The sequence below is a fragment of the Vibrio maerlii genome (genome assembly GCF_003415655.1).
GTDB lineage: Bacteria > Pseudomonadota > Gammaproteobacteria > Enterobacterales > Vibrionaceae > Vibrio > Vibrio maerlii.
Map to the genome: position 1 here is coordinate 1 of NZ_QRHC01000020.1, position 22971 is coordinate 22971.

General features: G+C 45.5%; 21 protein-coding genes, 2 tRNA genes, 1 rRNA gene and 1 riboswitch. Of the genes, 16 read left to right on the top strand and 8 right to left on the bottom strand.

The annotated features are described in order from the left end of the window. Positions 1 to 146 precede the first annotated feature (146 nt). The 10 genes from rrf to thiH all read left to right on the top strand — a co-directional run bounded on the left by rrf (position 147) and on the right by thiH (position 7754). Positions 147 to 262, top strand: a 5S ribosomal RNA gene (rrf, locus tag DPF91_RS21285). A gap of 42 nt (positions 263 to 304) precedes the next feature. Further along, positions 305 to 381 (top strand) — tRNA-Asp (locus DPF91_RS21290). Between the two features lie 175 nt (positions 382 to 556). Then, positions 557 to 633, top strand: a tRNA-Trp gene (locus DPF91_RS21295). Positions 634 to 842: 209 nt separating this feature from the next. Beyond that, entirely contained in the window at positions 843 to 1226 is a 384-nt protein-coding gene (gene crcB, locus DPF91_RS21300) for a fluoride efflux transporter CrcB (RefSeq protein ID WP_117236442.1), read from the top strand. A gap of 109 nt (positions 1227 to 1335) precedes the next feature. Then, positions 1336 to 1435, top strand: a riboswitch (TPP riboswitch). Between the two features lie 132 nt (positions 1436 to 1567). Continuing rightward, on the top strand, positions 1568 to 3505 hold the full coding sequence (gene thiC / locus DPF91_RS21305; protein WP_117236443.1) for a phosphomethylpyrimidine synthase ThiC: 1938 nt from the start codon (positions 1568 to 1570) through the stop codon (positions 3503 to 3505). After that, positions 3505 to 4773, top strand: a complete 1269-nt coding sequence (locus tag DPF91_RS21310) for a thiamine phosphate synthase (protein ID WP_117236444.1) — start codon at positions 3505 to 3507, stop codon at positions 4771 to 4773. Before thiC ends, DPF91_RS21310 begins: the two co-directional genes overlap by 1 nt. Positions 4774 to 4775: 2 nt before the next feature. Continuing rightward, the gene (locus tag DPF91_RS21315; RefSeq protein WP_117236445.1) at positions 4776 to 5636 is read left to right on the top strand and encodes a HesA/MoeB/ThiF family protein; all 861 of its coding nucleotides are present in this window, start codon (positions 4776 to 4778) and stop codon (positions 5634 to 5636) included. After that, positions 5633 to 5842 (top strand): sulfur carrier protein ThiS, encoded by a 210-nt coding sequence (thiS, locus tag DPF91_RS21320; RefSeq protein ID WP_241033872.1) that lies wholly within the window; start codon positions 5633 to 5635, stop codon positions 5840 to 5842. Before DPF91_RS21315 ends, thiS begins: the two co-directional genes overlap by 4 nt. Before the next feature lie 5 nt (positions 5843 to 5847). After that, complete coding sequence (locus DPF91_RS21325) at positions 5848 to 6615, top strand: thiazole synthase (protein ID WP_117236447.1); 768 nt, start codon at positions 5848 to 5850, stop codon at positions 6613 to 6615. Between the two features lie 11 nt (positions 6616 to 6626). Next, the gene (gene thiH / locus DPF91_RS21330; protein WP_117236448.1) at positions 6627 to 7754 is read left to right on the top strand and encodes a 2-iminoacetate synthase ThiH; all 1128 of its coding nucleotides are present in this window, start codon (positions 6627 to 6629) and stop codon (positions 7752 to 7754) included. 152 nt (positions 7755 to 7906) lie between these two features. Here the strand turns inward: thiH and DPF91_RS21335 are convergent, their stop codons facing one another. Both DPF91_RS21335 and DPF91_RS21340 read right to left on the bottom strand, forming a co-directional pair. Beyond that, entirely contained in the window at positions 7907 to 9697 is a 1791-nt protein-coding gene (locus DPF91_RS21335) for an aminopeptidase P family protein (RefSeq protein ID WP_117236449.1), read from the bottom strand. Between the two features lie 132 nt (positions 9698 to 9829). Beyond that, on the bottom strand, positions 9830 to 10771 hold the full coding sequence (locus tag DPF91_RS21340; RefSeq protein ID WP_117236450.1) for a LysR substrate-binding domain-containing protein: 942 nt from the start codon (positions 10769 to 10771) through the stop codon (positions 9830 to 9832). Between the two features lie 121 nt (positions 10772 to 10892). On the opposite strand from DPF91_RS21340, the gene DPF91_RS21345 reads away from it, so the two are divergent. Together DPF91_RS21345 and tsrA are read left to right on the top strand one after the other, a co-directional pair. Beyond that, positions 10893 to 12071 carry a multidrug effflux MFS transporter gene (locus DPF91_RS21345; RefSeq protein WP_241033873.1) on the top strand — a complete coding sequence of 393 codons (1179 nt, stop codon included), beginning with the start codon at positions 10893 to 10895 and terminating at the stop codon, positions 12069 to 12071. A 108-nt stretch (positions 12072 to 12179) separates the two neighbouring features. Then, positions 12180 to 12464: an H-NS-like global regulator TsrA gene (gene tsrA / locus DPF91_RS21350; protein WP_117236451.1), complete on the top strand. Its 285-nt coding sequence runs from the start codon at positions 12180 to 12182 to the stop codon at positions 12462 to 12464. A gap of 72 nt (positions 12465 to 12536) precedes the next feature. Here tsrA and DPF91_RS21355 read toward each other — a convergent pair whose 3' ends face one another. The 4 genes from DPF91_RS21355 to DPF91_RS21370 all read right to left on the bottom strand — a co-directional run bounded on the left by DPF91_RS21355 (position 12537) and on the right by DPF91_RS21370 (position 14962). Continuing rightward, the gene (locus DPF91_RS21355) at positions 12537 to 12989 is read right to left on the bottom strand and encodes a DoxX family protein (protein WP_420855632.1); all 453 of its coding nucleotides are present in this window, start codon (positions 12987 to 12989) and stop codon (positions 12537 to 12539) included. Positions 12990 to 13011: 22 nt separating this feature from the next. After that, the gene (locus DPF91_RS21360) at positions 13012 to 13764 is read right to left on the bottom strand and encodes an HvfC/BufC N-terminal domain-containing protein (RefSeq protein WP_117236453.1); all 753 of its coding nucleotides are present in this window, start codon (positions 13762 to 13764) and stop codon (positions 13012 to 13014) included. After that, on the bottom strand, positions 13761 to 14615 hold the full coding sequence (bufB, locus tag DPF91_RS21365; RefSeq protein WP_117236454.1) for an MNIO family bufferin maturase: 855 nt from the start codon (positions 14613 to 14615) through the stop codon (positions 13761 to 13763). The genes DPF91_RS21360 and bufB overlap by 4 nt, the downstream gene beginning before the upstream one ends. 86 nt (positions 14616 to 14701) lie before the next feature. Then, entirely contained in the window at positions 14702 to 14962 is a 261-nt protein-coding gene (locus tag DPF91_RS21370) for a BufA1 family periplasmic bufferin-type metallophore (protein ID WP_117236455.1), read from the bottom strand. Positions 14963 to 15227: 265 nt separating this feature from the next. Here DPF91_RS21370 and uvrD point away from each other — a divergent pair, with 265 nt between their 5' ends. Further along, a complete protein-coding gene (uvrD, locus tag DPF91_RS21375; protein WP_117236456.1) occupies positions 15228 to 17402 on the top strand; it encodes a DNA helicase II in 2175 nt (724 codons plus the stop codon). Between the two features lie 704 nt (positions 17403 to 18106). Here the strand turns inward: uvrD and DPF91_RS21380 are convergent. Then, complete coding sequence (locus DPF91_RS21380) at positions 18107 to 18769, bottom strand: LysE family translocator (protein WP_117236457.1); 663 nt, start codon at positions 18767 to 18769, stop codon at positions 18107 to 18109. Positions 18770 to 18848: 79 nt separating this feature from the next. Continuing rightward, positions 18849 to 19748, bottom strand: coding sequence for an EamA family transporter RarD (gene rarD, locus DPF91_RS21385; protein WP_117236458.1), 900 nt, complete (start codon positions 19746 to 19748; stop codon positions 18849 to 18851). Between the two features lie 164 nt (positions 19749 to 19912). Between rarD and recQ the strand changes: the two genes are divergently transcribed. The 3 genes from recQ to DPF91_RS21400 all read left to right on the top strand — a co-directional run bounded on the left by recQ (position 19913) and on the right by DPF91_RS21400 (position 22943). After that, positions 19913 to 21748, top strand: a complete 1836-nt coding sequence (recQ, locus tag DPF91_RS21390; RefSeq protein ID WP_117236459.1) for an ATP-dependent DNA helicase RecQ — start codon at positions 19913 to 19915, stop codon at positions 21746 to 21748. Positions 21749 to 21767: 19 nt separating this feature from the next. Continuing rightward, positions 21768 to 22070 (top strand): DUF3630 family protein, encoded by a 303-nt coding sequence (locus DPF91_RS21395; protein ID WP_117236460.1) that lies wholly within the window; start codon positions 21768 to 21770, stop codon positions 22068 to 22070. 201 nt (positions 22071 to 22271) lie between these two features. Further along, positions 22272 to 22943, top strand: a complete 672-nt coding sequence (locus DPF91_RS21400) for a 7-cyano-7-deazaguanine/7-aminomethyl-7-deazaguanine transporter (RefSeq protein WP_117236461.1) — start codon at positions 22272 to 22274, stop codon at positions 22941 to 22943. Positions 22944 to 22971 lie beyond the last annotated feature (28 nt).

The window sequence follows — 22971 nt, forward strand, 5'->3', positions numbered from 1 at the left end:
GTGTGTAAGCGTTGTGAGGCGTTGAGCTAACCTGTACTAATTGCCCGTGAGGCTTAACCATACAACACCCAAGGGGTTTTGATGGACTCAGATAAGAACATTGAATGTAGTGTAGAACGAAACAGCTTTCCGAATTAAAGAATTTGCTTGGCGACCATAGCGTTGTGGACCCACCTGATTCCATGCCGAACTCAGAAGTGAAACGCAACAGCGCCGATGGTAGTGTGGGGCTTCCCCATGTGAGAGTAGGTCATCGCCAGGCTTTAAATTATGGACACTTGCTTAATAGCGAGTAAGCCACTGCGGAGTGGTAGTTCAGTTGGTTAGAATACCGGCCTGTCACGCCGGGGGTCGCGGGTTCGAGTCCCGTCCACTCCGCCACTTATTGAGAAGCCTCGCTTAATGCGAGGTTTTTTCGAATCTACAATGTGATAAACTGTAGGTCACACAGGAGTGCGCTCTAATTCGAAAGAACAAAGCGCAGCGAATTCCCCAAGTACCTGTGATAGGACGTGTTGGGAGTTCGAGCCTATTGAACTTGATTGTAGAAAAATTTAGGGGTGTAGCTCCAATTGGCAGAGCAGCGGATTCCAAATCCGCGTGTTGGGAGTTCGAATCTCTCCACCCCTGCCATACTTAAGGCCTTAGTCGAAAGACTAAGGCCTTTTTGCATTTTAAAGAGCGTAGAGTAGTCTATCTCATAGAGAACCTTAGAATACTTAAAGGTGACTCCTGTAACTTTTTCATTTCTAAACACTATTAATCCATTTATTGCTTATATTTGTTCTTAACATAAGCAGGTTGCGAATTAAAATTTAACCAGATACTTATTGGGAGTAATCATGGGACAGTTTTCTATTTTAGGCTTTATCGCCATTGGTGGGGCATTTGGTGCATGCTCTCGTTATCTTGTATCTGAGTTTTGCGTAATGTTGCTTGGTCGTGGCTTTCCATATGGCACATTAACGGTGAATATTGTTGGCTCATTTATCATGGGTCTGTTGATCGCAGCGTTTGAAAATGGCTCTTTGGCAACTGAACCATGGCGCCAGATCATCGGTCTTGGATTTCTTGGTGCACTAACTACTTTCTCTACTTTCTCTATGGATAATGTGCTTCTAATGCAGCAAGGCGCATTCTTTAAGATGGGCCTAAACGTTCTATTGAACGTAGTACTGAGCATCTCTGCTGCTTGGATTGGATTCCAGCTCTTGATTAAAGGCTAATCATTGCAGCGATAGTGTTGCTTAGCTCACGAATGTAATTTCTTTTACAATTCCATCCTTATGAATCTACAGGTCGGCTTGGTTTAACCAAGCCGATTTTATATACTGCTGCTACTTGTCGGAGTGCCTTAGTGCTGAGACCGTTAATTCGGGATCCGTTGAACCTGATTCAGATTAATATCTGCGAAGGGAACAGGAGAAGATACCTATATCAGTAGTCCTACTGATCTGACTATCGAGTAAATCAACTAGACTCTTACTATCTTGATTTTACTCACCCTCTTGTCGCATCTATCCGCCAAGCATTTTTATCTAAATATAATCATTTAAGGAAAAATGCTATGTCGAGTCGCAAACAAGCGAGACTGGAAGCAAAACAGTTTATTGAAACTCTCTCGGTACAGCCGTACCCAAATTCAACCAAAGTCTATGTAGAGGGCTCACGCCCTGATGTTCGTGTCCCTATGCGAGAAATTGCTCTTGCAGACAGCCTAGTGGGTGGTAGCAAAGACAACCCAATCTTTGAGCCTAACGAGCCTGTACGTGTTTATGACACCTCCGGTGTATACACAGACCCTGAGCATGAAATAGATCTATACAATGGCTTACCGAAGCTAAGAGAAGCATGGATTGATGAGCGAGGAGATACAGAGCTTCTCGATGATGTTAGCTCGGTTTATACCAAGGAACGTTTAGAAGACTCGACACTGGACGACTTACGTTACGGTAATCTACCACGTATTCGACGTGCTAAAGATGGCAACTGTGTTACTCAGTTGCACTATGCTCGCCAAGGGATTATCACGCCTGAAATGGAATACATTGCACTGCGTGAGAACATGGGACGTGCTCGCTATCGTGATGACGTTCTTACTCAACAGCACCCAGGTCAAAGCTTTGGGGCAAATCTACCAAAAGATATCACGCCCGAATTCGTGCGTAAGGAAGTAGCGGAAGGTCGCGCAATCATTCCTTCTAATATCAACCACCCTGAATCAGAACCAATGATTATTGGTCGCAATTTTCTGGTTAAAGTAAACGCTAACATTGGTAATTCATCGGTCACGTCATCGATTGAAGAGGAAGTAGAAAAGTTAGTCTGGGCAACACGTTGGGGTGGGGATACAGCTATGGATCTCTCTACTGGTCGAAACATTCATGAAACCCGTGAATGGATACTTCGCAATAGCCCAGTACCAATTGGTACCGTTCCTATGTATCAAGCTCTTGAGAAAGTGAACGGCATCGCTGAGAACCTTAATTGGGAAGTGATGCGTGACACTTTGATTGAGCAAGCAGAGCAGGGCGTTGATTACTTTACTATCCATGCTGGTTTGCTACTGCGTTATGTTCCGATGACCGCTAAGCGTGTTACTGGCATCGTTTCGCGTGGTGGTTCTATTATCGCGAAGTGGTGTCTGGCGCATCACCAAGAAAGCTTCCTCTACACCAACTTCCGTGAGATCTGTGAGATCTGTGCGAAGTATGATGTTGCCCTATCTTTGGGTGATGGTCTTCGTCCTGGTTCAATTGCAGACGCTAACGATGAGGCGCAGTTTGCGGAATTAAGAACCCTTGGAGAGCTCACTAAGATTGCATGGGAATATGATGTTCAGGTGATTATTGAAGGTCCTGGTCACGTGCCAATGCATATGATCAAAGAGAACATGGAAGAGCAGCTAGAGCATTGTCACGAAGCACCTTTCTATACTCTTGGTCCACTTACTACCGACATTGCCCCTGGTTATGACCATATTACATCAGGCATTGGTGCTGCGATGATCGGTTGGTATGGCTGTGCAATGTTGTGTTATGTAACCCCTAAAGAGCACCTTGGTTTACCGAATAAAGATGACGTTAAGACAGGCATGATCACCTATAAACTTGCCGCTCATGCGGCGGACTTAGCGAAAGGTCATCCGGGTGCACAGGTTCGAGATAACGCATTGTCAAAAGCTCGCTTTGAGTTCCGATGGGAAGACCAGTTTAACCTTGCGCTTGACCCTGATACCGCGCGCTCATTCCATGATGAGACGTTGCCACAAGAGTCAGGTAAGGTTGCCCATTTCTGTTCTATGTGTGGTCCTAAATTCTGCTCAATGAAGATCTCTCAAGAGGTTCGTGAGTATGCAAAAGACACAGAGCAAGTAGCAGCGGATCAAGCCATATCCATCAAGATGCTAGATGACCCGCTAGAGGGGATGCGTAAGAAATCAGAAGAGTTTAAATCGACAGGCTCAGAGCTTTACCATCCAGCGGTTACCTCTGAGGTCGATTAATGAAAACGCGTATCTTAATCCCACGTTCTTTGATTGAGCTAACGGGAGAGATACAAGCGTGTTTATCTTTAGCGAAGCTGCAAGGCTTTAATATTGATAAGTTTGAGTTGGGCGTAAGCTCAACTCAAGCGATTGAGCTTGAATCTCCTGACCGAGAACAGATTATAGTAACGACTGATCTTATCTCCTCCGATTGCAATCTTAGCCATAAGGCTACTTATAACCTTGTCTACCAATCAGCATCGATTAGTCGTGTAACGCGACGGTCGTGTGAAGACATTTACCTGAATGTTAGTGATGTTGGGTCTCAATTAGACGTATGGACTCACCCGATCACAGGCGAAAGTCGTGCTCTTAAGCGTGATAGTAAGAGCTCCTCTGATAATGACAATCATCGTCACCTTGCATGGGTGACTACCTTGTTAGCGCTCGATTTTCCTATTGAAGATTCATTAACGTTAGCTCGAGCGATGACAAGTGTTTCACGTGAAACATGGGCATTTGAATTTGATGTATTTCCAACGCCAGTGCTTGAAGACGGTCGACTCGATATTAAAGTTGGTTGGTCGCTTTCACTGTCATCAGCATTAATTGAGTTCCCGACACTGACTAAATCAAGTTTAGGACTTTATCCCGTTGTTGATGATGTCACGTGGATAGAGCGCCTGTTACCTATGGGTATCAACACGATTCAATTGCGAATTAAAGACCCAGATCAATCAGACCTTGAACAGCAGGTTGTTCGAGCGATTGAGTTGGGTAGGGAGCATAACGCACAGGTTTTCATTAACGACTATTGGCAACTCGCGTTAAAACATGGCGCTTTTGGCATCCATCTTGGACAAGAAGATATCGATGAATCGAATCTTGAGATATTGGCTGATGCAGGTATCTGTTTAGGGCTATCGACCCATGGTTATTATGAGTTGCTCCGCATCATTCAAATCCAACCTAGCTATATTGCACTGGGTCATATATTCCCAACGACGACTAAGAAGATGCCTTCTCTGCCTCAAGGGTTAGTCCGTCTCAAATTGTATCAACAGCTGATTGATACCATTCCTTATGGGGAAAAAGTCGGATTTCCAACGGTTGCTATTGGTGGCATCGATGCAACGAATGCAGATCAAGTTTGGGATAGTGGCGTTTCAAGCTTAGCGGTGGTTCGAGCTATTACCTTAGCCGATGACCCTCAACAAGTGATTGATGAGTTTGCTCAAGTGATGAAAGCCCCTGCAAGGGTTATCAAGGATGTTGAGGTGGTCTAGTCATGTCCGAAAACAATAGATTGAGTGACGCTGCCTTTTTGCGCTATCAACGACAAGTCTCACTCACAGAAGTCGGTGAGCAAGGGCAACTCAAGTTGAATAAAGCACACGTACTCATCATTGGATGTGGTGGACTAGGTAGTGCAGCTGCCCAGTATCTTGCCGCATCGGGTGTGGGGCGTTTAGTTATTGTGGACGATGATGTAGTAGAGAGTAGCAATCTGCAGAGGCAGACTGTCTACCGAGAGTCAGATCTTGGACGGCCAAAAGCAGAATCAATGCGTGAGCAACTGATGAGTTTAAATTCCTCGATTAGGGTTCGTTCTATCTGTGAACGTCTTGATGAAAAAAGGCTAGGGCTCGAGGTCATGCTTGCCGACGTTGTGTTGGATTGTAGCGATAATATGCCGACACGCCAGCTCATCAACCTCACCTGTTTTCAGCAAACGACAGACTTAGTGTCTGGGTCTGCGATTGGTTGGAAAGGGCAGTTTGCGGTTTTTGAATACTCAAATCGCGCAACGGTAAATCAAGGTGAACCTGAACACCGACGCGAGTCGAAGGTGGCTTGTTATCGCTGTTTATTCCCATTCGATGAAGTACCAAATACGGCAAAGTGTAGTGAGAGCGGAATCGTGGGACCCGTTGTTGGAACGATAGGAAACTATCAAGCGCTCGCAACGATTCAAAAACTTGCGCGCGGCAGATATACACTAACACCTCAAACCTTACATCTTTTTGATGGGCTTTCTCTGCAATGGCAGACCTTGGCTATTGCTCCTGATCCACAATGCACAGTATGTGGGTCACCATTTACATCATCAAACTCAAACCAAAAACAACAAACTGGAGAGCTATCATGAGCTCCATATCGATCAAGATTAACGAACAGCTTCAACAAGTCAGTGTTGATGCCAACCTAGCTCAGATAATAGAAGCGTTCGCTTTGCCAGCCGTTGGTTGCGTGTTTGCTATCAATAACCAAGTTGTCCCTAAGAGCGAGTGGAACAAAACAACGCTATCCGAGGGTGACTCAATTTCTCTATTTCAAGCGATCGCAGGGGGCTAATCGTTATGCTGACTATCGGGGATAAACAATTTCAATCACGTCTATTCGCAGGCACAGGCAAGTTTGCCAATAGCCAATTGATGGCGCAGTCGATTCTGGAGTCTGGTTCTGAACTTGCGACTATGGCACTTAAACGTGTCGATGTGAATGATCAACAAGATGATATTTTGAAGCCATTGCTTGCGTCCGGTGTGAACCTACTGCCAAACACATCCGGAGCAAAGAATGCCAAAGATGCGATTTTCGCAGCACACCTTGCTCGTGAAGCGTTAGGCACGAATTGGTTAAAACTAGAGATACACCCGGACCCAAAATACTTAATGCCAGATCCAATCGAGACATTGGCGGCAGCTGAGCAACTGGTAAAAGATGGCTTTGTTGTACTGCCATATTGTCATGCTGACCCTGTGTTATGTAAGCGACTTGAAGAGGTTGGCTGTGCAGCCGTGATGCCATTGGGCGCACCTATCGGTTCGAACAAAGGTGTGGTTTCTCAAGACTTTCTCGAAATCATCATCGACCAAGCAAGAGTACCAGTAGTCGTTGATGCTGGTATTGGTGCGCCATCTCATGCTGCAAGAGCGATGGAAATGGGCGCTGATGCCGTGCTAGTTAACACAGCAATTGCCGCGGCTGCCAATCCTGTTGCAATGGCAAAAGCATTTAAGTTAGCAGTAGAGTCAGGAAGAATGGCTTATGAGTCTGGGCTTGCTGGTCAGGTGTCCCATGCGGTAGCTTCAAGCCCTCTGACATCATTCTTAGATGAGCTTTGAGGAGATAGACCATGAGTTTTGTCGATACCTTTAATTCGCTTAACTGGGATGACATCTCAATGTCGATCTACGCTAAAACAGCGCAAGATGTTGAGCGTGCCTTAGCGAAACCCAAACGAGACCTAGAAGACTTTAAAGCACTCATCTCTCCGGCTGCAGAAGGCTATCTCGAACAGATGGCACAACTCTCTTATGCCGCTACGCGAAAGCGATTTGGTAATACCATGTCGCTCTACATCCCGCTGTATCTTTCTAACCTTTGTGCCAACTCTTGTACCTACTGTGGTTTCTCAATGGACAACCGGATTAAGCGCAGAACCTTAAATCAGGAAGAGGTGTTAGCAGAAACTCAGGCTATCAAGAAGATGAAGTTTGATAGCGTGTTATTGGTAACCGGTGAGCATGAAACTAAGGTAGGTATGAATTATTTCCGCCAGATGCTTCCTATCATCAAACCTCACTTCAACTACCTTGCGATGGAAGTTCAGCCACTAGACCAAGTTGATTACGCAGAGTTAAAAGAACTTGGTCTCGATGCGGTCATGGTCTACCAAGAGACTTACCATCCATCGACCTACGCCGAGCACCATCTGCGTGGAAACAAGATGGACTTCAACTACCGCCTTGAAACCCCTGATCGCTTAGCAAAAGCGGGCATCGATAAGATTGGTATTGGTGCGCTGATTGGTTTGGAGGAGTGGAGAACGGACTGCTTCTACGTAGCGGCTCATCTTGATTACCTAGAACGAACCTACTGGCAAACCCGCTACTCGATTTCGTTTCCACGCCTGAGACCATGTGAGGGCGCTCCCATTAAAGGAGAGGTTCAGCCTAAATCGGTGATGACAGATAAACAGCTAGTACAGCTTATCTGTGCCTACCGATTACTAAATCCAGAAGTCGAACTGTCACTCTCAACTCGCGAATCAGAAAAGTTCAGAGACAATGTTTTACCACTTGGTATCACCACCATGTCGGCGGCATCCAAAACCCAACCTGGTGGCTATGCACTAGAAGAACAAGAGCTAGAACAATTCGAAATCAGCGACGAGCGCAGTGCAAACTCTGTGGAAAGTATGATTCGCTCAAAAGGCTTCGACCCAGTATGGAGAGATTGGCACTCAGCGTACTCTGGATAATAGTCTGTATGTTTCACGTGAAACATAAAAGAGGGGCTTGATGATATTTCATCAAGCCCCTTAAGCTTTTCTAGTTTCTAGTTTCTAGTTTCTAGTTTCTAGTTTCTAGTTTCTAGTTTCTAGTTTCTAGTTTCTAGTTTCTAGTTTCTAGTTTATGAATGCGCTAGTGGTTGGGTTCCATTGCGCAGCCACTCTTTCACATCGCCTTCAACAAGTGGGCTTACTTCATCCCATACTTTTTGATGGTAGTCGTTTAGCCATGCTAGTTCTGGTCGAGTTAGCATATCAACGTCGATGTTGCGTGCATCGATTGGACAACGAGTTAGTGATTCAAATGCCAGTACAGAGAAATCACCGTTTGTCTCTTTTTCTACGACCAACTCTAGGTTTTCAATACGGATACCAAACTCGTCAGCACGGTAGTAACCCGGCTCGTTTGAAAGCACCATACCTTTGGTTAGTGGAACATCAATCAGACGCTTTGAAATGCTGATAGGACCTTCGTGAACACTTAGGAAGTGACCAACACCGTGACCGGTACCGTGGTCGTAATCATAACCTTCAGCCCATAGGTGTTGACGCGCTAGGATATCCAGTTGGAAACCGCGCGTACCTTGTGGGAAGCGTGCTCGTGCAATACCGATGTGACCTTTTAGCGCTAGAGTAAATTGCTTGATCATCTCTTGGCTTGGCTGGCCAATCGCAATGGTACGCGTGATGTCTGTTGTGCCGTCTAGGTACTGACCGCCTGAATCGACTAGGTACAGCGTGTTCATCTCAAGCTTGCCTGGTTCAGGTTGGTTTTCATGATTGTAGTGACACATTGCTGCGTTACCGCCAGCCGCAGAGATGGTATCGAAGCTCAGATCTTTTAGCGTTGGGTCTTGGAAACGAATCGTTTCCAGTTTGTCTGAAAGTACTGCTTCATCATGCAGGTTACCTGCCGCGACTTCTGCATCTAGCCAGCATAGGAACTGCGCCATCGCTGCACCATCACGTACGTGAGAGGCTTTCATGCCAGCGATTTCGGTATCGTTCTTCGCAGCCTTTGGCATTAGACATGGGTCAGCTTTACTCACTACTGTCGCGCCGGCATTTTGTAGAACCAGTTTGAACCATGCGTTGCTTGTTGCTGGGTCAACCAGAACCTTCTTACCTTCTAGAACTTCTAGACGCGCTTTTAGTGTTTCAGGGTGGTGAACACTAACGCCTTGACCAACGTGTGCCTCGAACTCAGCAGGGATACGTGCAGGGTCTAGGAAGAATTCAGCCGTAGAATCTGAGTGAAGGATAGCGTGAGAAAGCAGTACCGGTAGGCGAGATACATCCAAACCGCGAACATTCAGTAGCCAACAAATCGAATCCAACGCTGTGATAACTGCGCTGTCTGCCCCTGATGCTTTTACGAGTTCTGCAATCTCTTCACGCTTGCTTGTGCTTGATTGACCAACCGCTTCGGTTGCCATCAGCAGCATATCTGAAACTACCGGTGCCGGACGGTCTGCCCACAGCTCATCGATAGGGTTGCTATCTAGAATCTTCAGTTCTTGCTTTTCTGCAAGCTTAGCTTGTGCGTTGTCGAGCCATGCTGAGTTATGCATGCGTGGGTCAATAGCAACAGATGCGCCCGTTGCTAGATTTTGAGTGATCCAGTCTAGAGCAGGCTCTTCAATAAGGTGGCGGTATTCGAAAACATCACCCGGAACCTGTTTAACAACTTGCACTGTGTAACGACCATCCACAAAGATTGCGGCTTTATCTTGAGTAATAACCGCAGCACCTGCTGAGCCTGTAAAGCCAGTCAGCCAGTGAAGACGCTCATTATGCGCCGGAACGTATTCGCCTAGGTACTCATCTTCGTGTGGGACCAGTAGGGCATCAATATTGTTTTGAGCAAGCCACTCGCGAATAGCTGCAACGCGGTTTTGGGTATCATTATGCATCTGTTTTTATTCCTTCAAATTTCGCTTAGTCCGAGATTTAGTAAGCAGCTAATTCTCGCCTTACGATACTTTATTCTATGTGCTGTTAACCTACTTACTTTACGCCGAACGAGCAAAGGGAACATCATATTTTTAGCGAAGATGATGGGTTTTTTGTGTGATCAGACTTCTTAGCCAAGTAAGCGCTGGATCATTCTCTCTATCCCGGTGCCAAAACAGCGTATAAGCCATCGGTGGAAATTCGAGAGGCAGAGGCAGCAGTGTGAGGTCATATTGTTTGGCTACCAACTGGACAAAATGGCTTGGCGCAGTAAACACGAAGTCAGTGTAAGAACATAAGCTCGCCGCGCTGTTAAAGTCAGGGACCGTCACAGCAATGTCTCGTTCGCGACCAATATCTGCCAGTCGGTAATCCAATAGCCAACGGTCGCTGCCATCGCAACGTACTTGAATGTGACGCAACGACAAGTAGGTCTCTAGATTCCATGGTTGGGTAATGGCAGGGTGATCTTTACGTACGATACACATCTGAGTATCGCGGTAAATTTCTTGTTCGCAGATATCGTCAGGTGGCAGCATAGTGAGTTTTGCGTCGTTGATGTCGATGTCTTTGCCTGTCATCCCTAAATCAAGCTCACCGCGCTGAATCATCTTAAAGGTTTGCTCAGACCATGGATGAGTCGAAATAGTGACCCCCGGCGCTTGCTGAAAAATCGCAGGCAAGAAGTGCGGAAGAATCAGAGGATAGACACTTTCTACTGCTGCGATCTGAAAGCGGTATTCACTGTTGTGGGGAGAGAACTCCTCTGGATGTGTCAGAGCTTCAAGCTGATTGATCAGAGTATCGAGTTTCGGTTTAAGGAACAGTGCTCGCGGTGTTGGCGTTAAGCCGTGTGCATTACGAGTAAACAACGGATCATCAAACTGTGTTCTCAGTTTGGATAATGACTTGCTTACCGCAGACTGGCTGAGACATAAACGATGCGCCGCACGGGTGACGTTCAATTCTTCCAGTAACACCTTGAGACAGACCAATAAGTTAAGGTCGAGGCGAGCCAGCTTCTCAATACTCATAATTCATGAATTTCCACCATGGAATAATGGTCATGAGTATACATCATTTCCATTCATATCACTTGGTGGTTAATCTAGCCGAAATTTTTAGAAGGTTTGGAGAAGTAGGGTGTCTGGAACGATGTCGAAGAGTAAAACACAGATGGTGTTATTAACCTTGTTGGTGCTGTTTAGCCCATTGGCGATCGATATCTATCTGCCTGCACTGCCAGTAATGGCTGAAACGTTTAATGTTGAAAATGCATTGGCACAGGACACGATTACTTGGTTCTTGTTTGCGATGGGTGTCGGCCAGCTGTTTGCTGGTCCACTAGCAGATAAGCTTGGACGCAGAACCGTTGCTCTTGGTGGCATCGTAATTTATGGCATCAGTGCTCTATTGGCGTGGAGCGCACAGTCGATTGAATGGATGCTAATGGCTCGTTTAGCACAAGGGCTTGGCGCTTGTGCAACATCGGTTGCTGCCTTTGCAACGGTTCGCGATATTTTTGGTCCTGAGAAAAGCGGTCGTATGATCAGCTACCTAAATGGTGCGATCTGTTTTATACCTGCACTAGCACCTATCTTGGGAGCATGGCTAACCCAAGAGTTTGGCTGGCGTTCTAACTTTAGTTTTATGGCTGGTTTTGCGCTGTTTGTCGGTTTAGGCATGCTGTTAGGCATGAAAGAGACCAACCCAGCAACTGAGAAACAAGCCGTATTCAAGCTAAGCCGTTACTGGTCAGTATTAAGCACACCATCATTTACCTTCCATGCGAGCCTTTGTATGTTAGCGATGGCAGTAATTCTGGCTTACGTGACCTCAGCACCGATAGTATTGATTGAACAACGTGGTCTGTCGATGAATGAGTTTACGCTTTGGTTTGGACTGAACGCTGCCTTCAACATTCTGGCAGCTTTTACGGCACCTAAGTTTATGGACCGTTTTGGTTCACACAAAACATTGGTAACAGGTGTTGTTGTTATCTCAATTTCGGGTGTATTGATGTTAGTGTTGCAAAGCAACCTACACCCATTAGCCTTCATGCTACCGATATTCTTATCATCTATGGGCTTTGCGTGGATTCTCGGTGCCGCAGCAGGCAAGGCTCTTGAGTCATTCGGTGACAAAGCCGGTACAGCCGCGGCGTTACTTGGTTTGTTTCAAATGAGCGGTGCAGGTTTCTTTGTCGGTACGATGCAGCGCTTAGATCTTAAAGCAACCGAAATGATTGCGTTGCAGATGCTGATTATCGTGTTGAGCTTGTTTATCTTGTTATCTAAACGCACTAAACACTGGTACCAAGCGATTGCTGCGTAAATTACTGTCAACGCCCGTGGGCTATAGCTTTTCCTTTTGTCACAACGCGTGTATATTTGGTGTTCTATAAACTGTAATTCCCAAATATTGATTTGAATTGGAAGGGTCATGGCGTTAACTGCGTATGAAGTTGCTCGTAATTTAGAGCAGATGGAAGAAGCTCCAGAGAAGGTGATGTTTGGCAAACTGCTTGCTGAACTTGGCAACCAAAGTGCTGAAAGAATTCAAAGTGCGGCAAAGCAAGTACCACTCAGCACGCTTCGTGATATCGTTTTTCAATTCCAAACCGTGATTGAATCGAGAAAAGGCGAGCAGGTAGGTACGTTAGCCAAAGAGTTAATGGAGCAAGGTATCTCAGCAGAAGAATTGCAGAGCTTCCTCGCTTCTCGCTAAGCTTTCTAAATCAGAAGAAATTATAAACGCCATCTAGCACTCGCTAGATGGTGTTTTTATTTGGTAGTAGTCTTAATCAGCAATCTTTTTTCGTAATAGGTAATCAAAAGAAATAGCCCCCGCACCCCAAACGATATTAATCAATATCATCAAACCCCAGAGTTGGTGGTCATAGAAGCCTTTCTCCCACAAGACTGGATAAGAAATCACGGCTATGGCATTAAAAACAAACAGAATCGCAGCCATTGGTCGAGTAAATAAGCCTATAGCAATAAACACCGGAAGGATTAACTCCGCAGCTGTTCCCATATAAGCAGCTAACTCCCACGGTAATAGCGGTACCTGATATTCAAGTTCAAAAAGATATAGGGTGCTATCCCATGACGCTATTTTGGTTAGTCCCGAGTTAAAGAACACCCATGCAACCCATAAGCGACAAAAGACGAGTAGCAGTGGAACAAAGCCGATCTGTAGCTGGTTAACGGCACTATCATACCGTTCCATCATATTTTGTATGCTGGACATAATACTCTCCTAGATATGGTTATTAAGGCTTTAAGTCAAAGCCACTAATAAGATGAAGGGTGATGAGTTCGTTCAACGAAGCGAGTTCTTTTGGTGGAATCTCACTTAATGAATATTGCCGCTGCATCTTTTGCAGCAACTGGAAACTGTTGTTGTCTAATACCTGATACCAAGGTATTCCTTCTGAGCCACAAACAATCACGCCGGATTCTTGGTTGTGGATATCTAACCCTTCTAATTCTTGTTGTTTAACGGCTTGATAGAGGGAGAAGACGGCGTAGTTTGATGTGAGTAACTCGACATTCTTGTGTAAGGTAAAAGTCACATTTGGATGCAGTTCGACATCAAGTTCAGCAAGAGCCTCGAGTGGATAGCGCGGGCTAACATCGTCGTTCACATAGCGAACTTGATCCATTTTCCACTCAAACTTAGCGATAGTATTGATGTAAGGCGCTGCACTTTGAATTTGTGAAAAGGCATTCAGACTAGCATCGAACTGCTCCCCATATTGGGTCACATCACCTTGTTCTAAAGGATGAGTAAGGACGTAGTGACGTGCGACCTGGTTGAAGCATTCTTCTCCGAGTAACGCCAACGTCACGGGGTAGGTGGCAGCTAATACCTCTTGCAAGCTAATAATGAAGTTGTTGCGGTATATCTGGATACGTTGCTCTGCTGAAAAATGATCTGAGGTGATACCACAGTCTTCACCGCTTGCCTGATAGTGCAGCGCACTTGCAAAGTTTGCTTGAAGTTCTGAAAGAGTGAGGCTCATAGCAATACCTCACTTAATAATGTTTGCGTGAGTACCTGCTTCGCTTTTTCTGCTTCTTCGAGCAGTACCTTTGGCTCTGGAATATCTAGGTCCCACTCGATAAGTGTGTGCCTCACACCGTTATTTTCGATCCAAGCTCGGTACAATTGCCACACGGCTTCACTCACTGGTCGATTATGGGTGTCTATCCAGATCTCCCCTTGTTCTAGCTGTTTTACCGTGAACCCCGCGAGGTGGATTTCATCAACTGCATCGGCAGGTATCGCATTGAGATATTGCTCGGCACTAAAATCATGATTAAACGCAGATACATGAATATTGTTTAGATCAAGCAACAAGCGGCAGTCCGTACGTTTATGCACCTCCGCGAGAAACTCCCATTCGCGGATGGTTGAATGATTAAAGGCTAAATAGCTGGAAGGGTTCTCGATCAGCAAAGGTCTTTGCAAGAAGTCTTGTACCTCCAAGACGTTGCGACAAAAGATGTTCAGTGCCTCTTCAGTGTAAGGAAGCGGTAATAAGTCATTGAAGTAGTGACCCCCAGTTTGACTCCAACTCAAGTGGTCAGAAACAAATAGCGGGTTTAGTGCAGAGACTAGGTCTTTGAGTCGCTTGAGATGTGATCGGTTTACTCGCTCTACACTACCAAGCGACAACCCAATACCGTGGCAACTGATTGGGTACTGTTCGCTGATACGACTGAGCTGTTGTCTTTCTGGTGTGTGGGGAACGAAATAGTTTTCACTATGGATTTCCAACCAGCCTGTCGAAGGCTCGTTGGAACCGAAGAATTCCAAGTGAGGAGAGCGAAGACCAACGCCAACATAATCATGTAATTTTGGGTTTGTCATGGTGCTCTCCTTGCGGTGGTATCAAAGTAAAGAAAGGGTGAAACTGAGCAGCACCACCCTTTATTGGGCTAGAGTTATGTCTGGACCTAAGCTGACTCGGTACTACCACCTGAAAGCTTGCCACAAAGCCCTTTAGGTACCACCACAAAGGCATCTTTTTGGTTATCTTCTTTTGCTGTACCTGCACATGAGCTTGATTTGGTTGCACAGTCATTCTTACCTGCTTTTGCTACGCCATAGCATTTCTCTTTATCCATTGCGACAGCGTGAGTTGCAGTAAGCGCGGTGCCGCCAAGAGCCAATAAACCTGTGATTGCAGCAGTTACAGCGATATTTGATTTACTCATAATAATTTCCTCAACTAGATCCTTTTGGTGGTATCGCAAGTTAATGATTTGTTAATTATCAGCTTGCGTATCCAATAAGATGGGAACAGCGAAAGAAAACTTTCAGAAAATTTATTAATCCCAAGATATTTATTGAATATTTATATCTAAGTGTCTGTTTTTAATGGTGCAAAAATAGTCATATTTTTTTAGTCAACGAGTCTGAATTCTCCTGCATTTGCGGGTATAATCTTGCGATTATGTATAAATAAACAGTAGGTAGACCATGTTGGATCCCTCTCTTTTGCTCGATGGCCTAAACGATAAACAGCGTGAAGCAGTAGCGGCACCCCTGGGTAATTTCCTGGTATTGGCTGGGGCAGGGAGTGGTAAAACACGAGTCTTGGTTCATCGTATTGCTTGGCTGCAGAGTGTAGAGCAAGCATCGCCATTTTCTATTATGTCGGTGACCTTCACCAACAAGGCGGCGGCAGAAATGCGTGGCCGTATTGAAGAGCTAATGATGGGTAGCGCTTCTGGTATGTGGAACGGCACTTTTCATGGTATTTGTCACCGTATTCTTCGTGCTCATTATCTCGATGCGAAACTGCCAGAAGATTTCCAAATTATTGATTCTGATGATCAAATTAGATTGCTTCGCCGCTTGATCAAAGCGCAAAACCTCGATGAAAAACAGTGGCCAGCAAAGCAAGCAAGCTGGTGGATTAATGGCAAGAAAGATGAGGGTTTACGACCTCAACACATTGATGCTTACCATGATCCAGTGACGCAAACCTGGCTTAAGATCTATTCTGCTTATCAAGAAGCGTGTGATCGTGCTGGCTTGGTCGACTTTGCTGAGATTCTATTGCGAGCTCATGAGTTGTTGCGTGATAAAAAGCACATTCGCGAGCACTATCAAGCACGCTTTAAACACATTCTGGTGGACGAATTCCAAGATACCAACAACATCCAATACGCTTGGCTACGCATGATGACGGGCAAAGACTGTAACGTGATGATCGTGGGTGATGATGACCAATCAATCTATGGTTGGCGTGGGGCTAAGGTTGAAAATATCCAAAAGTTCTTGGATGAGTTCCCTAGTGCATCGACCATTCGACTCGAACAAAACTACCGTTCTACCAAGACCATTCTTCAAGCCGCGAATGAGCTGATCTCCAACAACACCGAGCGTATGGGTAAGGAGTTGTGGACAGACGGTAATGATGGTGAGTTGATCTCAGTGTATTCCGCTTACAACGAGCTAGATGAGGCTCGATTTGCAGTGAGTAAAATTAAAGAGTGGCAAGAGAAAGGCGGAGCGTTAGAAGACTCTGCCTTGCTCTACCGCAATAACGCCCAATCACGTGTGCTTGAAGAAGCGTTAATTCAAGCTGGTTTACCGTATCGAATCTATGGTGGGATGCGATTCTTCGAACGCCAAGAGATCAAAGATGCCTTGAGTTACCTGCGCCTAATGGCTAACCGTAATGATGATGCGGCATTTGAACGTGTAGTAAATACGCCGACTCGTGGTTTGGGTGATAAGACATTAGAAACCATCCGTTTTGCTGCTCGAGATCGCGGTGCGACGATGTGGCAGGCGAGTGTTGCTTTGATCGAAGAGCAAGTATTACCGGGTCGTGCTGCAGGCGCGTTAGGACGCTTTATTGAGCTTATCAATGCACTCGAAGATGAGACACAAGAGCAGCCGTTGCATGAACAAACGGACCATGTCATCAAGTCTTCTGGCTTGTTTACCATGTATGAGCAAGAAAAGGGTGAAAAATCTAAGGCTCGTATTGAGAACCTGGAAGAACTGGTAACGGCAACACGTCAGTTTGAGAAGCCAGAAGAGGCTGAAGACATGACATTGCTGACCGCATTCTTGACTCATGCAGCATTAGAGGCAGGCGAAGGTCAGGCCGATGAGTTTGATGATGCGGTTCAATTGATGACATTACACAGTGCGAAAGGTCTGGAGTTCCCATTAGTCTTTATGGTCGGCGTTGAAGAGGGGATGTTCCCAAGCCAGATGTCTGCAGAAGAAGCGGGGCGCTTGGAAGAAGAGCGTCGCCTAGCTTATGTAGGTATGACGCGTGCGATGGAAAAGCTCTACTTAACTTATGCGGAAATGCGCCGCTTATATGGGCAGGATAAGTATCACAAGCCATCGCGATTTATTCGAGAGCTACCTGAAACTTGCCTTGATGAAGTCAGAATGAAGGCGCAAGTTAGCCGTCCAACCAGTACCGGACGCTTCAGCCAAACCGCGGTTAAAGAGAACTTTAATGAGACTGGCTTCACGCTAGGTTCTCGAGTGAACCACCCGAAATTTGGCGAAGGGACCATCATTAACTTTGAAGGCTCTGGCCCACAAAGCCGAGTGCAAGTGGCATTCAATGGCGAAGGCATTAAGTGGCTAGTGACTGCTTACGCTAGGCTTGAGAAACTGTAGTTCCTAGATACGAGTACCTAGTTCCTAGAATGATGTGTTTTCTCTAGGAACTAGAATCTAGGTACTAGGTACTTATTAAAAATAAAGAAAAACCCCGAGGGCATAAAGCCCTTCGGGGTTATAGTCTTACTCGCAGCAATCCGGCTACTAAGTGTGCTCCATGCATCAAATCCATGATAGTGTGCTGTTATCCGTCAGCGTATTCCTTTCGTCGCCATCCTAGCGGTGTCCAAATGATCGAATCCTGATCTGCTAACAATCCTCGTTAGCGCACTCACTTGTTCCTTGAGCGGTGTCCCTTTCATCATCCTGATGACAGTTCCATTCCTCATCCAGAGGTGTCCATTGTCTTTCCTTAGTAGTAACCATCCTAGTTACTATTGCGTCCGTTCAATGTCCAATTCGCTTTCCATGCCGACCATTCATCCTGAATAATCGAATCTTCTTCCTGAAGATAACCAAGTCCGTGGTTGTTTCCTGTTCCGTGTCAGCATCCTTCCGACAGGGTTAATATTACGTGTTCGCCCAAAGTTCACAACCGACGATAGCAGAACTTTCTCACCAAACTAACGGTTGATATATAACCATGTCTATGTTTTTCAGTAGCTTAGGATTGTTTTGCTATAGTTAACCTACAAAAGTTACTTAAAGCTCTTACTTGCTTGTGAGAGATCTCGCACAAAGGGTTTGGTTGATATCAGTATCTATGCCATCAGCGACATTGCTGTTTGCCAAAGAATGCTAGCACCAACAATAGTAAATACCGCACCACAAAGTGCATCAATATAGATAGATGCTTCTTTTAGGCGAGTTTGGAGCTTCTTCGTTGATAGCATCCAGGCCAAAAGGGCGAACCAGAAGAAAGACAAACCCCAGAGTATGATCAGTGCGACGCCTTTGCCGGTTAAAGACATATCAACAGGTACAAGACTCGACATCAGACTGACAAAGAATACCAGTGCTTTCGGGTTGAGGATGTTGGTCATAAAGCCCTTGGACAGCGCCTCTCGCTTATTGGTTAGCACAAGGTCATTGCTAGCTTCGTTAGTTTGATCCTCTTGATGATTGAAGATATTGGCAACCGTTGCGCGCAGTGCACCATAACCTAGGTAAAGCAGGTAACTCCCCCCAGCGAATTGAACAATAGCGAACAGAGTCGGTTGGGTATGTACCAAATAACTGATGCCAGTAAGGCTAAATAAAGAGTGAACGAGGATGCCTAGAGAAAGGCCTAGAGCAATGTAGATACCGGTTTGTCTGCCATGACGAGTAGCATTCTGCACTACCAGAGCAAAGTCAGGACCAGGGCTCATCAACGCAATAAAGTGAATAGACGCCAATGTCATTAAGATTGTGATTTCATTCATTTTAATTTCTCAATCAAGATCTTATTTTGCCTTTAGATCGCAAGTGATCTTGATGATCTAAAGGCAGCTTATGCGATCGCTAGCGTTTACGCTTAGCGTTGTTCTTTAAACCATCGAAGCTGAAGATAACTAAAGCACCCCATATAAAGGCAAAGGTAATCGCTTTGTCTGCTGAAAAGGCTTCGTTATATAGCGTTACAGCGAGCAAGAACATTAAACTTGGGCCGATATATTGGAAGAACCCCAGTGTGGATAGCTTTAATCGAGTCGCGGCACCGGTAAAGCACAATAGCGGTAAAGTCGTGACAACACCTGCTGCGATCAACAACAGATTCAAGTTAAGTGGATTACTCAATAAATCCGCGGTTGGACTATTGGCAATAAACAGGACAAAGATCGCTGCGAGCGGCAACATGACTAAGGTCTCGATGAATAAACCCGTTTGGGCATCTAGTGCGACTTTCTTTCTTAAAAGCCCATAGAAACCAAAGCTAAAGGCCAGTGCCAGCGCAACGACAGGGACTGAGCCAAAGCCGATGATTTGGATCGCCACGCCAATAGCGGCCAATGTCACTGCAAACCATTGCAGTTTTCGTAATCGTTCCCCTAGGAAACACATCCCCAACACTACGTTGATTAGCGGGTTGATGTAGTAGCCTAAACTCGCATCCAGCATGTGGTCGCTATTGACTGCCCAAATGAAGATCAGCCAGTTAGTGCCTACTAAAACCGATGTACTGAGAAGATAGGCCATCTTTTTCTTTGATTTCAGTGTTTCTCTCACATTCCTCCAGCTCTTGCTGAAATGCACCAATAAGGCTAAGAGAAAGAAAGACCAAATAACGCGGTGGCTAAGAATCTCCAATGGAGAAACGTCACCTAACGCTTTGAAATAAATAGGGGCGATCCCCCACATGGTATAAGCAGCAATCGCTAACAACACCCCGTGACGGGTTCGCTGCTGTTCTTCTGGAGTCATGAATGTTCCGGCGCAAAAATGGATTTATAAAAGAAGAGGGTGAGTATAGGAGGCAAAAGCCAATTCACCTAATAATTTGCGGTTTTATTCGCCATCATTCCCAACTACAATGGCGGGCTATTTTTCTGTTTCGCTACCCAAGTAAATACTCGTTAGGATAACCAATGACCGCAACTTTAATGGCAGAGCAAACCTCTGAAACTCTCACCGCGCAAGGGGTGCTAGAGGAGGTTTTTGGTTACCAATCCTTTAGAGATGGGCAACAAGAAGTTATCGAATGCGCCATTCAAGGACAAGATAGCTTAGTTATTATGCCAACGGGTGGCGGTAAGTCTTTATGCTACCAGATTCCAGCGTTGGTACGTGAAGGGCTTACTTTAGTAATCTCTCCACTGATCTCATTAATGAAGGATCAGGTTGACCAACTTAAAGCCAATGGTGTGGCGGCGGAGTGCATCAACTCCTCTATGCCAAGGGAAGAACTGATCTCGGTATATAACCGCATGAATTCAGGCCAGTTAAAACTGGTTTACGTCTCTCCAGAACGCGTGTTGATGCGCGACTTCATTGAACGTCTGCAAAGCCTACCATTGTCGATGATCGCCGTGGATGAGGCACACTGTATCTCGCAATGGGGGCATGACTTTAGACCAGAATATGCCGCGCTAGGGCAGCTTAAACAGACGTTTTCACATGTCCCGTTTATGGCATTAACCGCAACGGCCGACGATGCTACGCGTAAAGATATATTGAGCCGTTTGAGCCTAATAGAACCTCATATCTATTTGGGTAGCTTTGATCGTCCTAACATCCGCTATAACTTGGTTGAGAAGCACAAACCTGTTTCCCAAATTGTTCGTTATTTAGAAACTCAGCGCGGTAACTGCGGCATCATTTATTGTGGCAGTCGTAAGAAAGTCGAGATGGTGACCGAAAAACTCTGCAATAACGGTATTCGCGCAGCAGGTTACCATGCAGGGATGGATGCTGATGAGCGTGCTTACGTTCAAGAAGCTTTCCAACGCGATGATGTTCAGATAGTCGTTGCGACCGTTGCCTTTGGTATGGGAATCAACAAACCGAACGTGCGCTTTGTGGTGCACTTTGATATCCCGCGCAATATTGAGTCTTACTATCAAGAGACAGGTCGAGCAGGGCGGGATGGATTACCTGCTGAAGCGATGATGCTTTACGACCCTGCTGATATTAGTTGGTTGCGCCGTATGCTCGATGAGAAGGAAGAAGGCCCACAAAAAGTGGTCGAAACTCATAAGCTCAATGCGATGAGCGCGTTTGCAGAAGCGCAAACCTGTCGCCGTCAGGTACTACTGAACTACTTTGGTGAGTACCGAGAGAAGCCTTGTGGTAACTGTGATATCTGCTTAGATCCGCCCAAGCATTTTGATGCCACAGAAGAGGCACGTAAGGCACTTTCTTGTGTTTATCGAGTAAACCAAAGTTTTGGTATGGGTTACGTGGTAGAAGTGCTGCGCGGTATGCAGAATATCCGAGTGCGCGAGAATAGCCATGATAAACTCAGTACTTACGGTATTGGCCGTGACCATAGCCACGATTACTGGATCAGTATCTTCCGTCAGCTGGTTCATAAGGGGATGCTTTTCCAGAACATTACGCGCAGTTCTACCTTGCAGCTAACTGAAGAAGCCCGTCCACTACTACGTGGGGATAGGACTCTGGAACTCGCTGTGCCTCGTTTGGATGCTGCTGCAAGAAGTGCTAAGTCAGACAAGCTGACCAGTAAGAACTACGATAAGAAGCTGTTTGCTAAATTACGCAAGCTGCGTAAGACCATTGCTGATGAAGATGGGCTGCCGCCTTATGTGGTCTTCAGTGACGCGACTCTGATAGATATGGCGGAGATTTTACCAACCTCATACGGTGAGATGCTTGCCGTCAACGGTGTAGGTCAACGAAAACTAGAGAAGTACGCCGACGAATTCTTGGATCTAATTCAAGAGCATATTACCAACCATGGTTGATTAGCAGGAAAGGATATCTATGAACCAATTTAGCTTGAGCGAATACAGCCAACAGGAAGGGCGCATTATTATCTCAGCACCAAGCTTTGATTACGACTCGTATCCAGAGCTTGGTGAGAGATTAGTGAAACTGCTTTCTGCGACTGTGATTGAAAAACAAAGCGATGCAGACTTGCACTCATGGTTGATTGATTTTGAAGGCTGCCGCTTGTTCCTTCGTTCTGAACATTATAGTGAGTCGCTTTGGCTTGAATCAGTGAATAAAGAAGAGAGCAGGGAAGAGATCGACTATTTGGCAGGTTTATTCAAGCGCGGGTTTTAACTTTCTGTAATTCTACTTTTTATGCTTAGTAAACGATTGCATTTACTCTGAACATTGCAGCTTAAATTGATTAATGTATAATCGCCCGCCGCTCGAAAGAGTAATTTTTGTTTAACATTGTTGGTAAGAAGTCTTGCATCTAGGTGTTATGAGCTTCGATTTGGGTTCCCTCACCCCCAAACCAAACTAAAAAGGTATCGCATGAGTAACTTTACCACTGCGCAGCAGCGCAAAGCCCTTTTATTACTGGTTCTATTTCACTTGGTCATCATTGCATCAAGTAATTATCTAGTACAGCTTCCCTTTACTATCTTTGGTTTCCATACCACTTGGGGCGCATTCACTTTCCCATTTATTTTTCTCGCGACAGACCTGACCGTACGCATCTTTGGTGCTCAGCTGGCTCGTAAAATCATATTCCTAGTCATGTTGCCTGCGTTAGTTGTCTCGTATCTGCTATCTGTTGTATTTTTTGAAGGAGCATTCCAGGGTTTTTCTCAGCTAGGTGAATTCAATCTGTTCGTGGCTCGAATTGCGGCAGCAAGCTTTATGGCTTACCTACTTGGTCAGATCTTAGATGTCCACGTATTTAATCGTCTACGTCAATTGAAACAATGGTGGGTGGCACCAACGTGTTCAACACTGTTTGGTAACGCGCTGGATACCATTGCTTTCTTTGCGATTGCTTTCTACCAAAGCCCAGATCCATTTATGGCGGAACACTGGACTGAAATCGCGCTGGTGGACTATGGTTTCAAGCTAGTGATTAGTCTAGGTCTGTTTGTACCTATGTATGGTGTGCTTCTGAACTACTTGATTAAGAAACTGACGGCTGTGAACCCAGACTTTAAAGTATCTGGTGCTAAAGCGTAGTAATAGTGATTAACCAAAGTCTATTGGA

Bases quoted from the DNA above. Each gene is read 5' to 3' on its own strand.
- crcB (WP_117236442.1), top strand. From the start codon at position 843: ATGGGACAGTTTTCTATTTTAGGCTTTATCGCCATTGGTGGGGCATTT.
- thiC (WP_117236443.1), top strand. From the start codon at position 1,568: ATGTCGAGTCGCAAACAAGCGAGACTGGAAGCAAAACAGTTTATTGAA.
- DPF91_RS21310 (WP_117236444.1), top strand. From the start codon at position 3,505: ATGAAAACGCGTATCTTAATCCCACGTTCTTTGATTGAGCTAACGGGA.
- DPF91_RS21315 (WP_117236445.1), top strand. From the start codon at position 4,776: ATGTCCGAAAACAATAGATTGAGTGACGCTGCCTTTTTGCGCTATCAA.
- thiS (WP_241033872.1), top strand. From the start codon at position 5,633: ATGAGCTCCATATCGATCAAGATTAACGAACAGCTTCAACAAGTCAGT.
- DPF91_RS21325 (WP_117236447.1), top strand. From the start codon at position 5,848: ATGCTGACTATCGGGGATAAACAATTTCAATCACGTCTATTCGCAGGC.
- thiH (WP_117236448.1), top strand. From the start codon at position 6,627: ATGAGTTTTGTCGATACCTTTAATTCGCTTAACTGGGATGACATCTCA.
- DPF91_RS21335 (WP_117236449.1), bottom strand. From the start codon at position 9,697: ATGCATAATGATACCCAAAACCGCGTTGCAGCTATTCGCGAGTGGCTT.
- DPF91_RS21340 (WP_117236450.1), bottom strand. From the start codon at position 10,771: ATGAGTATTGAGAAGCTGGCTCGCCTCGACCTTAACTTATTGGTCTGT.
- DPF91_RS21345 (WP_241033873.1), top strand. From the start codon at position 10,893: ATGTCGAAGAGTAAAACACAGATGGTGTTATTAACCTTGTTGGTGCTG.
- tsrA (WP_117236451.1), top strand. From the start codon at position 12,180: ATGGCGTTAACTGCGTATGAAGTTGCTCGTAATTTAGAGCAGATGGAA.
- DPF91_RS21355 (WP_420855632.1), bottom strand. From the start codon at position 12,989: ATGTCCAGCATACAAAATATGATGGAACGGTATGATAGTGCCGTTAAC.
- DPF91_RS21360 (WP_117236453.1), bottom strand. From the start codon at position 13,764: ATGAGCCTCACTCTTTCAGAACTTCAAGCAAACTTTGCAAGTGCGCTG.
- bufB (WP_117236454.1), bottom strand. From the start codon at position 14,615: ATGACAAACCCAAAATTACATGATTATGTTGGCGTTGGTCTTCGCTCT.
- DPF91_RS21370 (WP_117236455.1), bottom strand. From the start codon at position 14,962: ATGAGTAAATCAAATATCGCTGTAACTGCTGCAATCACAGGTTTATTG.
- uvrD (WP_117236456.1), top strand. From the start codon at position 15,228: ATGTTGGATCCCTCTCTTTTGCTCGATGGCCTAAACGATAAACAGCGT.
- DPF91_RS21380 (WP_117236457.1), bottom strand. From the start codon at position 18,769: ATGAATGAAATCACAATCTTAATGACATTGGCGTCTATTCACTTTATT.
- rarD (WP_117236458.1), bottom strand. From the start codon at position 19,748: ATGACTCCAGAAGAACAGCAGCGAACCCGTCACGGGGTGTTGTTAGCG.
- recQ (WP_117236459.1), top strand. From the start codon at position 19,913: ATGACCGCAACTTTAATGGCAGAGCAAACCTCTGAAACTCTCACCGCG.
- DPF91_RS21395 (WP_117236460.1), top strand. From the start codon at position 21,768: ATGAACCAATTTAGCTTGAGCGAATACAGCCAACAGGAAGGGCGCATT.
- DPF91_RS21400 (WP_117236461.1), top strand. From the start codon at position 22,272: ATGAGTAACTTTACCACTGCGCAGCAGCGCAAAGCCCTTTTATTACTG.